This window comes from Acinetobacter sp. NPDC052428 (assembly GCF_044547685.1).
Classification (GTDB): Bacteria; Pseudomonadota; Gammaproteobacteria; order Pseudomonadales; family Moraxellaceae; genus Acinetobacter; species Acinetobacter lwoffii_G.
Genome location: NZ_JBIUAT010000001.1, coordinates 1 through 12910 on the forward strand (window position 1 = coordinate 1; position 12910 = coordinate 12910).

Below are 12910 nucleotides of genomic sequence, written 5' to 3' on the forward strand. Positions count from 1 at the left end.
TTGAGTCATCTCATTGAAAACTATTTCTGTAAGTTAAAAGAATTTAAACGTATAGCGATGCGTAGTTGTAAAACAGATACGAGTTTTGAAGCCATGATTCAACTGTGCGCGAGTTTAATTAACTCTCGGTAATTCTCAACAGACCCTAGATCAAAGCCAATTACGAGACAGCATTAACATTTAATGCAGCAAAAAAGGGGGGTGAATCAAAATGAAGAATTTAATGCTTTTAATAAGCTTAGCTACTAGTCTAGTTCTATCAGGATGTTCAGCTATGCCAATAAAAAATTCAATATCATTTCAGATAAATGATCACTTAAAAGGACAAGATGTCGTTTACAGAAACAACTGGCCTGAATGTGGTAACTTATCAGGAATACCAGATGCGTTAAAAAAACAAAAATATATTACAACCTATAGTCGTTGCAAGGTATCCCCCAAGGGTTATATCCCTCAACAAATTATTATTGAATATGTGCCATGGTTGACAATGGAACAAGTACAAAAAACATTAGGAGAGTATCCTCAAAAGGCCTTAAGTGACATAGTGCTAGGCTTTGCTACAGAAAAAGAGAAAAATGAACTTGAAATATGGAATAGAAAACAACAAGAACTTATAGAAAAAATTCCAGCTACTGCATGGAAAAGAATTGTACTCACTCCCCCTCAAGAAATAAAAAAATATAAATACCAAGTTCCTGAAGGTAAAGGTAACCGCAGTCGAGGCAAAGAGATCCATTACCTCATTTCCCTGAACCCTGACGGTAGCTACAGTATAGAAACCAAATTGTATTGGGTCTCAAAATATCAGGAACTCTGGAATTGAATTTCAATTATAAGCCTTATGATAAAGCCCGCTTGATTTCAGGTAGGCTTCTGCTTATATAGCTATCTGTAAACAACTCCAGCTCATATTGTTCTCAATTTCCGATAATCAATCCAGTTACAATGAAACCCGACGGGTACACGTATTGGTAAATGAATGGTTGTAATCGGCCCTTCAGCCATATGCTGTGCATCCAGAATCACCACTTTGGATGGGCGTCCATCTAAAGCATGAACATAAGACATCAGCCAGCCATCATTTTCAGCTTGAGCACCTTCCCGTGCGACGAATATCACCTCTCCTGTTACCCAGTTTTCTCCAAAAGAATAGCTTTCTGAATTGCCAGTTTCCACATCATGGCTCAAAAGAGTATTGCTGCTGACATGAGAAGGATCATCAAACTCGCCAAAGGAAATAGTGTAGACATAGCGATAAGGCCGACCTGTATAAGCTTCATTAATCCGTGGGAATTCCTGTTTCATCTCGGATAATATCGTCCGAACCACTTTTCCAGTACCGTGTTCAAAAATGAATCGTTCTAGCCGAATATCCTGATCTTCAATCGGTCCCTGAATCGAACTGACCAACGCTTTGGAGTGCACCACCGCATCCATAACCACATCACCAGAATCCAGCTCATAAGCATTCACGGTATGAAAAATAAAACAGGGATCAATCTCATACCAGCGAATATCTATTGCCTTACCGCCAAAAGGCAATATACCCATGCGTGCCTGCCGTTTTGAATTCCATTGATATGGCAATATTGAACCCTTTAAAGCACTGCGTACAGAAAAGTTCACATTCAGGTCCAGAATCAGCACCTGAGATCTGGTAATGGCACAATCATGAATCATCGGACCATGTTTCACTGGAATGTCGACGTGATGTTTCAATTTTCCTGTGGAATCTATCTGTAGATAAAAAACTTTGTTCTGACTTAAAGCATCATAACAAATCGCATGAATATCGCCCGTTTCAGGATCAACATGCGGATGGGCAGTAAATGGAAAATCCTGATCATCTTCAAACAAATGATGTCGTTTTGACTCCAGTGCAGCATTCAACTCAACTGGATAAGCTCCCGCTTCTACCAGTGCCCAGATTTTTCCGGCAAAGTGGATAACATTGGTATTGACTGCATCCGCGACACCTCGGGTTTTACCTGGAATTTGTGGTCGATGAAGTTTTTTCTGCACACTGGCAGAACCGATATAACTGCTTTTATACCAATGTGCCTCGCCACCCTTCAGTCTGAGCGCATGCAACATACCATCGCCCGTAAACCAGTGATAGTTGCGTGGGTTTTTAACATTAATAGGATTTGGACCAATCCGCATTAATGCGCCATCCAGTTCTGCAGGAATTTGCCCTTCAACCTTTAAATTTGTGGAAAAGTGTTCCTGCCGCTCTGGTGCAAATATACCTTCCAGATAGGGATTATCCGGTGAATATGGAATGCGCTGATGCAGGATTTCTGTACCGTACTGGATAGATTTGCTGAGAGTATTCTTAAGCACGCTGCTCAGCGGTTTTGGCCACGGCATTGTTATTTTCCTTATTATATTTTTTCTTTGGATTATTCTGGCAGAGATGATAATAACAAAAACAGGTTGGGTGGTTTCTGAATCTAGACTAACGGCGCGCCAAGTCAAACGCGCCGCAGCAGAGCATCAATTTTATAATTTTAGACTTTGATATCCAGAAGTTGAATAAACTCAAAAGCTGGCTCTTCATAAGGATGGCTTTCTTTCAGCGCCTTGGCCACTTTGACTGCCTTTTCATCCGGCACCAGAATTTCTACCCGCCATTCTTCCACCTGTTCCAGTTTACCCACTTCACCAATATGAGGATCTGCACCTTCCTGCGGCTTAAACTGTCCGGTTCCTAAAACCTGCCAGGCACAGTCCGTATACTCACCAATGCCGCCTGCCCCTGCTGCAAATATCGCATTCTTGGTGTCTTCCAAATTTTCATCCGGTACGTAATAAATCAGCTTTAACATATATTCCTTCCTGCAATTCAGATACTTGTCGTATTGTTAAGGGCTTGGGTAATCATCTTCAATGCAGGATTTTGGGAATTCTTGTTAAATGTTGCATACAAGCCCAGTTTTGGCAGTACCTGATCAGTCTGGACAATTTTCACATGATCATTCAAAAACCGCAGTAAATATTCAGGCGCAAAACTAAAGCCCATTCCCATATTGGTCAGATTGATGTGTTGCAAGACATTGGTCATCCACAACAGCTGTTCATGCTCAAGCTGATCAATGCAGAGTAGTATATCCAGCTTTTCATAAAATACTGGTGAAGCATTCTGCTCACACATAATTATATTATGGTTTTTTAGTTCCTGTAATTTCAGGATTCGATCTGTAGAATGTAAGTGCTGAGCGGCTATCAGATAAATTTGCTCGGTTAATAAATGAATATTCTCAAAATCTGGATGGTCCAGATGAAAGCGGGTAATACATAAATCCAGTTCAGCATTTTTTAGCCGCTGAATCTGTTCCATACAGGTCAGGCTATGCAGATGGATTTTTAAGTCCGGCATGGTTTTTTTAAGCTGAGCCAGAATCTGTGGCATCACTTTTATTTCTGCGACATTCAGGAAGCCAATGTGAATCTGGTTATTTTTCTGCTGCGCAACCTGACGCGCTGCTGCTACTGCCAGTTTGGCATTTTCCAGTGCTTTTTCGGCATAGATCTGAAAAGCCTGCCCTTCATCGGTGAGTTTGACCTTTCTGGATGAACGATCAAACAGCATGACGCCTACTTCCTGCTCCAGATCCTTAATTTGCTGGCTTAATGACGGCTGAGCGGTAAACAGTTTTTCGGCAGCCTTGGTAAAACTTTGTTGCTGCGCCACAGTAATAAAATAGCGTAAATGTCGAAGTTCCATAGCCTGCCCGGTTTCTGATCAGGTCAGCATCTTAAGATTATGACCCACGTATTGCAAATAAGAATAGGTCGATAGTTTATATGAATATCGCTATATCAGCAGATCCTGTTTTACTAGACTGCCTGATTATATAGATAGCTTGTTCTTCACCTATATACATGGAGTCTTGTATGACACAACACTATGACACTGATGTTCTGATCATTGGTACTGGTCCTGCAGGTTCAACATTAGGTTTGGCTTTGGCGAATTATGGTATCAAGGTACAACTGTTTACCCAGTTTAGCTGGCTGGCCAATAGTCCACGTGCCCATATTACCAATCAGCGTGCCATGGAAGTATTACGTGATTTAGGTATTGAAGAACAGGTTAAAGAGATTGCAACACCATGGGAACAGATGGGTGAAAGCCTGATTACCACCAGTCTGGTCGGCGAAGAAATCGCCCGTTTAAGTGCATGGGGTACCGGTGATGAACGTCATGGTGACTATATCCAAGGCAGTCCATGTCCATTAGTTGATCTGATTCAGCCAAAAATGGAAGCTTTACTGGTGAAAAATGCCGGTGAACGTGGTGCAATTTATAACTTCAATACTGAATACCTGTCACATGTGCAGGACGAAGATGGCGTGACTGCTACTTTCCTGAACCGCATTACCAATACTGAATTTAGCTTAAGAGCAAAATATCTGGTGGGTATGGATGGTGCTAAATCTCGTGTATTGGAACAGCTCGGCTTGCCACTGGAAGGCGTGATGGCACGTGCCGGTACCGTCTATGTGACCTTTAAAGCTGATCTTTCTCAATACGTTCAGCACCGTCCTGCGATTCTGCAATGGATCGTGAATCCTGAAGCCAGCTTTGGCGATCTCGGTATGGGATTGTTACGTGCCATTACGCCATGGAATGAATGGATCATGGGTTGGGGCTTTGACATTTCCAAAGGCGAACCACAAGTTACTGAAGAACAGGTCCGTGCCCGCCTGAATGCTTTTGTTGGTACTGAAGTCGAAGAAGTTGAAATCCAGAAATTATCGTACTGGTATGTGAACCAGACCTGGGCCACTGAATATTCTAAAGGTCGAGTGTTCTGTGGTGGTGATGCAGTACACCGTCATCCACCATCGAGTGGCCTAGGTTCAAATACCTGCATGCAGGATGTCTTTAATCTAGGCTGGAAACTGGCATACGCGGTAAAAGGCTGGGCTGCACCTTCCCTGCTGGATTCCTATACCACCGAGCGTGCACCGGTCGGCAAGCAGATTGTAGCGCGTGCGAACCAGTCACGTTTTGATTATAAATACCTGAAAGAAGTCTTTGGTTTTGATCAAGGTGTGACGACTCAGAAGCAAATGCTGGAACGTATCTTTGCGGAAGATGAGCAAGGTGCTGAAATCCGTCAAAAACTATTTGAAGCTTTGGAAATTAAAAACTTCGAATTTAATGCACAAGGTGTAGAACTGAACCAGCGATATAGCTCCAATACGGTGATTGCAGAATCCGAGCCTGAGATTTTTGAAAAAGATGAGCAGCTTTATTTACAGGCAACCACTCGCCCAGGCGCTAAAGTTCCGCATACTTGGCTGATCAATGCCAAAGGTCAAAAGCAGTCGACACTGGATATTACGGGTAAAGGTCGTTTTACCCTGCTCACAGGTTTATCCGGTAAAGGCTGGAAACAGGCGGCAGAAGCATTGGATTTGCCATATCTGGATGTGACTCAGATTGGTTCACGTGACTATCGTGATGTGTATGGAACCTGGAATGCCAAGTCTGAAATTCATGAATCTGGTGCAGTACTGGTTCGTCCGGATGGTTATGTGGCTTGGCGTTATCAGGACAGTACCAATAAAGCTTTTGATTATGAAAATACGTTAAAGGCGGTATTGAAGCAGGTTCAATTGGTTATTTAAATTATAAAGCCACCTTAATGGTGGCTTTCTTAAAGCTGATGATCAAGAACCCTGCAGCAAGTAACTGCCCACAACGAACAATATTTGTAGTCCTACAACAATACAAAACAACATCCAGCCTTTCTGACGCATTGCCGCCTTATCCATTATTCTAAGTGTTTTAGCCATGTCATCACCTCATCTTTGAGAATTGATACTGAACCGATCTATTCCATCTTTCTTTTATAGTGCAATAAAGTTGTGCATAAAACATACCATAGCACTTTATATACAATATAAAAGCAAAATCTAAACCAAGTCTGTAAGGAGAGGGAAAATTAAAAAAAATCAAAATCCTTAAAAAACAAAAAGCCACCCAAAGGTGGCAATTGATGAAGATAGTCTAAACAAAAGCTGAAAGATTTTCCAGTTTTGCAGCTATTCCAGTAATTTCTACAATAAAAAAAGGGCTGCTTCTGCAACCCTTTTTTCTTCAAGCTAAAACGAATTAGCCAATAAATTTACGTGCATTACGGAACATACGTAACCAAGCACCATCCTGATCCCAATCTTCTGGTTTCCATGAATGTTGGATCGCGCGGAAGTTACGTTCAGGGTGCGGCATCATAATCGTTGCACGACCATCCTGAGACGTTACACCGGTAATACCCTCTGGCGAACCGTTCGGGTTCAATGGATATTGTTCAGTTGCATTGCCATGGCTATCTACATAACGTAGAACCACCTGATTCGATGCATTCAGTGCAGCAAAGTTTTCCGCCGTTGCAACTGCACGACCTTCCCCATGCGCCACAGCGATCGGCAGAATTGAACCTTGCATGTCTTGTAACAATACTGAATTCGATTTTTCCACACGAACGTTCACTGCGCGCGCTTCAAATACTTCAGACGTATTGCGATGGAAACGTGGCCAAGCATCTGCACCCGGGATTAATGGAGCCAATTGCGACAACATTTGACAGCCATTACAGATACCCAGCGAGAAGGTTTCTTGACGGTTAAAGAATTTCTCAAACTGGTCACGCAATTTAGCATTGAACAATACGGATTTCGCCCAGCCGCCGCCAGCGCCCATCACGTCACCATACGAGAAACCACCACAAGTTACCAAGCCTTCAAAATCATCTAGGCTGATACGACCTGCCAGCAAGTCACTCATATGTACGTCAACGGTATTGAAGCCCACTTTATCGAAAGCTGCCGCCATTTCGATATGACCATTCACACCCTGCTCACGCAGAATTGCCATATTTGGACGACGCAAGTTAATGAAAGGTGCTTCAATCGCTTCATTCAAGTCGAATGTTGGTTGGGCGATAATACCTTTGTGCGCTTTATCGGTAATTAAAGCAAATTCCTGATCCGCAGTTTGTACGTTGTCACGCAGGCGCTGGATTTGATGAGAAACTTCAGTCCATGCCACTTGCAGATCAGCACGTTCAAGTACCAGACCATTTACAGACAATTGGTCAGAATTATTTACAGTACCCACCACTGCAATTGCATCTTTAAGCGTAGATGCTGCAACTTCAGCTTGTAGATCTTCCCAGTCTGCTTTGGCAATTTGCAGAACTGCACCGATTTCTTCAGCGAACAATGAAGCAACAGATTGATCTTCAAGTGCGACACCAAGACGTGAAGCGAACATCATTTCTGCAACAGTTGCCAATAAACCACCATCACCGATGTCATGATACGCTTTGATTAAGCCACGGTTGTTCCAGTCTTGAACCAATGCGAAAAATGCTTTGAAGTCATCGAAACTGTCGACATCAGGCGTCACTGAACCGATTGCTTTATACACCTGCGCCAGAATCGAACCACCTAGACGGAACTGACCTTTAGACAGATCAATACGAACCAGTACAGATTCAAGATCTTTTAATTCAGGAGTCAATGTTTGACGTACATTAGTCACTGGTGCAAATGCAGTAATCACGCCTGACATTGGAGAAGTCACAGACTTGTCTTCACCTTCGTCATTCCAGGTAGTACGCATAGACAATGAGTCTTTACCCACTGGAATTGCGATACCGAGTGCAGGACACATTTCCATACCGATGGCTTTCACGCCTTCGAACAATGCCTGGTCTTCGCCCGGTTGACCCGCAGCAGCCATCCAGTTTGCAGACAATTTGATATCACTGATTTTTTCAATCTTCGCAGACATGATGTTCGAGATTGATTCAGCAACTGATAAACGTGCTGATGCAGCAGGATTCAACAAGGCTACTGGAGGACGTTCACCCATTGCCATCGCTTCACCGGTGTAACCGACAAGGCTTGTTGTAGTTACAGCAGCATCCGCGACAGGAATCTGCCAGCGACCTACCATCTGATCACGCGCGACCATACCGGTAATCGAACGGTCACCAATACTGATCAGGAACGATTTAGAAGCAACAGTCGGGTTTTTAAGAACGCGATAAATCGCATCTTTCAGATCTGTGACTTTAGCCGCGTCAAAATCATCGCCTTTGCGTTCAATCGTTTCATAAGTACGGCTCATACGTGGAGTACCACCAAGCATCACCTGCATTGGCATATCCACCGGCTTGTTGCCGAATAATGGATCTTCAACGGTTAAGTGACGTGCTTCAGTCGCCTCACCCAGTACTGCAAACGGACAACGTTCACGTGCACAGATTGACTCAAATAATTCTAAAGAAGATGGACGAATCGCCAATACATAACGCTCTTGCGCTTCGTTTGACCAGATTTCCATTGGAGACATGCCAGGTTCTAAAGATGGAATCTTACGAAGATCCAGCACTGCACCTAACTCATGATCATTCACCAGTTCAGGCATGGCATTTGATACACCACCCGCACCCACGTCATGTACAGACACGATTGGGTTGTGGTCTTCCATGCGCCAGCAAGTATCGATCACTTCTTGGCAACGGCGTTCCATTTCCGGGTTTTCACGTTGTACCGAAGCAAAATCAAGGTTCTCGCCCAATTTACCACTATCTACAGAAGATGCAGCACCACCGCCCAGACCGATCAGCAGGGCTGGACCACCGAGTACGATCAACAAGTCGCCCGGTAAGATCGGATCTTTTTCAACGTGATCTGGACGGATATTTCCGTAACCACCCGCGATCATGATTGGCTTATGGAAACCTTTAACATCGCCATTGACGTTTTGTTCAAAAGTACGGAAGTAACCGTTTAAAGCTGGGCGACCAAATTCATTGTTGAATGCAGCACCACCCAATGGGCCTTCAATCATGATTTGTAACGGCGAGGCCATACGCGATGGCTTGCCGTAGTTTTCTTCCCAAGGCTGTTCAAAGCCTGGAATATTCAGGTTAGATACCGTGAAGCCGGTTAAACCTGCTTTAGGCTTACCACCACGACCGGTTGCACCTTCATCACGGATTTCACCGCCTGAACCTGTCGCTGCACCAGCAAATGGCGCAATCGCAGTTGGGTGGTTATGGGTTTCCACTTTCATCAGGATATGCGCGGCTTGGCTCTTGTATTTATAAACCTGATGGCCGTTGTCTTCTTGAGTTGGATAAAAACGCTGGGTATCCGAACCAACAATCACCGAAGCGTTGTCTTTATAAGCTGACAATACATCTGTTGGTGATTCTTTATAGGTGTTCTTGATCATCTGGAACAAGGATAATGGCTGAACTTCACCATCAATCGTCCATTCTGAACCGAAGATTTTATGACGGCAATGCTCAGAGTTGGCTTGCGCAAACATCATCAGTTCGATGTCATTCGGATTACGACCCAGCTTGATGAAAGCCTCAGTCAGGTAGTCAATTTCGTCCATTGATAATGCAAAACCAAACTCGTTGTTGGCTTTTACCAGTGCTTCTTTACCTTCACCCAGAATATCAATCGAGTTTAGTGGTTTTGGCGCAGTTTCCACAAATAATACTGCAGCATCTTCAATCGCATTGAATACGCTTTCGGTCATACGGTCATGCAGTACTTGCAATGCTTCTTTAGAAAGCTCTTTTACGCCCTTCAAAGTAAATAAAACGCCGCGTTCAAGTCGATGAACCGGCGTATTACAGTTTTTGAAAATGTCCGTCGCTTTAGAGGACCAAGGAGAGATGGTTCCGACGCGCGGTGTGACTAAAATCTGGATTTCATCACTTGCAGCCTGGTGCAATTCAAAAGATTGACCATCGTTGAGAAGCTGTAAAGCTGATTGCTGTTGTTGCTCGCTGAGCGCTTGGTCAAAGAGGTAGACCCATTGACTTTCAATTGATTGAACAGAACTAATTGACGTCAAACGCGATAATAGTTGAGTTTTCTTAAAAGAAGAATGTGCGGGTGCACCGGCAACGATAAACATGCTGATTTTGGCTCCACGGGATGGTATGAACAACCATGCCACAATGTGACTTGAGAGAGCGCATATTCTACTGTGAAATAAGGAAATCGGCTAGATGCCAAATCAGAAAACTACGTCTGAAATATCCTGGACTTTTAAAATATTTCGTTTATTTTCAGTCAGGAAAATTGAATGTAGTCGCACAGGTTAACACATTTTTTTCAAGAAAAATCAAAACCGCTTCAGAATAATTTTCTGCATAAAAATTGTATTATTTTTCAACAACAATCGGGACAAAATCAAATTCAGGTTTTATTGTCATGACCTGCCAAAACTCCTATTTAGGCCAAAATGAAATACTTGATTACAAGATTTAATGAAGTCGTATTTTTTGCAGACTGTTTTTGATTCTTTTGATTGACTCTTAACTTTGACTTCTAAGATTAGAAAACTGGTTAAAGGTCTTCTGCCGTTTTCTGTACTACAAGGAACAGTTCTCCGCTGATCTCCGCCATTACAGTAACAGAGGCAAATTACTCCCCTCTATGAAAGAATAATTAATACTGAGTGGTATTTTAATCTGACATCATCTGCGGGGGAAAAACCGGACATCCATTCTCACCTTCTAAAAGAATAAAAATAAAGTTTCTTATTTGGGCCTTTTATTTTTTTATATTTGATTTTTATCTTCTCAGATCATAATTAAGCGAAATTTACTCATCTAAAAGACCAAAAAATATATCGACAAAATCCCCAACCATATCCAATATTTTGAAATTTCATCATTTATTCATGAGCTATATTATGCGTAAAAAACACAATATAAATAGCAAAATACCACTTATATTTATGAGGAAATTTACCAGGAATTATGAGGCTTATATAAAAAAATAATGAAGAAATGATTAATAATAAAATTTTGTTACCTTTTTTATTTAATCCGTATTCTCAGGTTTTATTTAACTCGAAAAGTTTAAAATAAATATTTGTAATTGCTGAAAAAATATAGAAAATTTTCTTTTTTATTCAACTAACAGAATAACAGGCCCACACGTCTATATCAGCTAAGAATCTTACCAAATAGACACTTCATCAGTAAATTTGATGATTTTATGTTAAGCTCTAGCCGAATTGCTGAGGAATTGTCCAAATTCTGGGCCTGGCAATGGTTTTTCCTTTCTGCTGTAGAGATGAATATAAATTCTATATTCGGACACTAATTTTTTGATGTTCTATAGCTTCACTGCTCTGTCTATTTTAGAGCCTTAATCTGTCACCAATGATTTAATTTTCAAAAACAAAAGGTGACCCGCTTAAGGAGTATGTATGTTTCAATTCACTAGTACAGCAACTGTACTATTGATGGTGCTTTTCTATGGCATCACTTTTTTACTATCGTTACGTATTAAACAGAAAAATGAAAATGTTGATGGCTACATGGTCTCGAATGGCTCCATCGGATTTGGAATGTCTGCGGCCAGTATGACCGCCACCTGGATTTGGGCCGCATCATTTTATGCAGCAGCTTCATCCGGATATACATACGGCGTTTCCGGTGCCCTCCACTATGGTTTATGGGGTGCGCTGATGATTTTATTTATCTATCCCTTTGGCAAGCGCTTTCGTGAACTGGCGCCTAATGCACATACTCTAGCAGAAATCATGCATGCCCGGCATGGCAATCAAAGCCAGATGATTCTGGCGGGTTCCAATATTGTGGGTAGCGTGATCAGCCTGATGGTTAACTTTACCGCCGCTGGAGCACTGGTTGAAATTTTATCTCCTTTAAGCTTTATCCATGGCGTGCTGATTACCGGTATCGGTGTGCTGTCCTATACCCTCTGGTCGGGCTTCCGTTCTTCGGTCTTTACCGATTTTGGTCAGCTGGTGGCGATGATTGTCGCGGCTGTGATCATTATTCCAACCTTATTCTTTACCTTAGGCGGACCTTCCATGTTTCAAAGCGGGATTCATAACCTGCAACCGGAACAGCTGGATTTTTTCTCTAAAACAGCCTTTCTGGAACAAGGTGCGCCGTTTTTTGTTGCCGTATTGGCCTATGCGATTGGTAATCAGACCATTGCCCAGCGCCTGTTTGCAGTCCGTGAAGACCTGATAAAACCGAGTTTTATCACTGCAACCATTGGTTATGCTGCAATTGTCATTGGTCTAGGCATGCTTGGATTACTGGCACTATTTGCAGGTATTCAACCCATTGATGGCAACCTGAATAACCTGATTCCGCAAATGGCAGCGACTTATCTTTCGCCATTTATGGTCGCGCTGTTATTCATCATGGTGATTGGAGCCCTGTCTTCTACCGCTGACTCGGATCTGTCAGCCCTATCTGCGATTGTCATGACGGACATTTATGGCAAACAGATTGCGAAAAACCGTCCTGATCCAAAGAAAATGCTATTTATTGGCCGTATGACCATGATCGTTGCCACCATGCTTGGAATTGTGATTGCCACCTTGAAGTTTGACATTTTATCGATGCTGATTTTTGTGGGTGCGCTTTGGGGCTCTATTGTGTTCCCGGTGATTGTCAGCCTGTATTGGGACAAAGTGAATGCCCGGGCCTTTAACTGGTCAGTGGGCCTCGCATTTTTCAGCTTTCTGATTGTACGTTTTGAATGGCTTCCGATTCAGGGATTGATCGCACTTGGCTTTGAACTCGTTGCGACCCTGGGGATTGGTGTGGTGCTGGGACTGATGACCTTTGGTTTCTTTGGCAAGAAAGTGGGTCTGGTCGTTGGCATATTGGCCAGTATTGGCTTCATGCCATGGACCATCGGCTTCCTGCGTGAATACGGCACCTTGTTAAGCTCACTAACAGCGTATGGCAGTAGTGCGCTGGTATGTACTGTGTTGACGCTGATCTACAGTAAAGAACGATTTGATTTTAAAAAAATCAATAAGATGGTGATTGAATTTCACCAGCTATCTGAGAAAAGTAAATAAGGA

At 42.7% G+C, this 12910-nt stretch carries 8 protein-coding genes and 1 pseudogene; 4 read left to right on the forward strand and 5 right to left on the reverse strand.

Going from position 1 to position 12910, the window contains the following annotated elements; all coding sequences use genetic code 11:
* Both ACIG3F_RS00005 and ACIG3F_RS00010 read left to right on the forward strand, forming a co-directional pair.
* Positions 1-132: pseudogene (locus tag ACIG3F_RS00005) on the forward strand (IS5 family transposase); the annotation flags it as partial.
* Between the two features lie 79 nt (positions 133-211).
* Positions 212-826, forward strand: a complete 615-nt coding sequence (locus tag ACIG3F_RS00010; RefSeq protein ID WP_396468811.1) for a hypothetical protein — start codon at positions 212-214, stop codon at positions 824-826.
* An 83-nt stretch (positions 827-909) separates the two neighbouring features.
* Here ACIG3F_RS00010 and ACIG3F_RS00015 read toward each other — a convergent pair whose 3' ends face one another.
* The 3 genes from ACIG3F_RS00015 to ACIG3F_RS00025 all read right to left on the reverse strand — a co-directional run bounded on the left by ACIG3F_RS00015 (position 910) and on the right by ACIG3F_RS00025 (position 3730).
* Entirely contained in the window at positions 910-2373 is a 1464-nt protein-coding gene (locus ACIG3F_RS00015; protein ID WP_396468813.1) for a carotenoid oxygenase family protein, read from the reverse strand.
* A gap of 140 nt (positions 2374-2513) precedes the next feature.
* A complete protein-coding gene (locus ACIG3F_RS00020; protein WP_168730829.1) occupies positions 2514-2831 on the reverse strand; it encodes an NGG1p interacting factor NIF3 in 318 nt (105 codons plus the stop codon).
* Positions 2832-2848: 17 nt separating this feature from the next.
* Positions 2849-3730 (reverse strand): LysR family transcriptional regulator, encoded by an 882-nt coding sequence (locus ACIG3F_RS00025; RefSeq protein ID WP_396468815.1) that lies wholly within the window; start codon positions 3728-3730, stop codon positions 2849-2851.
* A 170-nt stretch (positions 3731-3900) separates the two neighbouring features.
* Between ACIG3F_RS00025 and ACIG3F_RS00030 the strand changes: the two genes are divergently transcribed.
* Positions 3901-5643 carry an FAD-dependent oxidoreductase gene (locus ACIG3F_RS00030; RefSeq protein ID WP_396468817.1) on the forward strand — a complete coding sequence of 581 codons (1743 nt, stop codon included), beginning with the start codon at positions 3901-3903 and terminating at the stop codon, positions 5641-5643.
* Positions 5644-5685: 42 nt separating this feature from the next.
* Here the strand turns inward: ACIG3F_RS00030 and ACIG3F_RS00035 are convergent, their stop codons facing one another.
* A complete protein-coding gene (locus ACIG3F_RS00035) occupies positions 5686-5811 on the reverse strand; it encodes a KGW motif small protein (RefSeq protein WP_004645654.1) in 126 nt (41 codons plus the stop codon).
* Between the two features lie 319 nt (positions 5812-6130).
* Complete coding sequence (purL, locus tag ACIG3F_RS00040) at positions 6131-9964, reverse strand: phosphoribosylformylglycinamidine synthase (RefSeq protein WP_396468820.1); 3834 nt, start codon at positions 9962-9964, stop codon at positions 6131-6133.
* Between the two features lie 1305 nt (positions 9965-11269).
* On the opposite strand from purL, the gene ACIG3F_RS00045 reads away from it, so the two are divergent.
* Positions 11270-12907 carry a sodium:solute symporter family protein gene (locus tag ACIG3F_RS00045; protein ID WP_396468821.1) on the forward strand — a complete coding sequence of 546 codons (1638 nt, stop codon included), beginning with the start codon at positions 11270-11272 and terminating at the stop codon, positions 12905-12907.
* Positions 12908-12910: the final 3 nt, after the last annotated feature.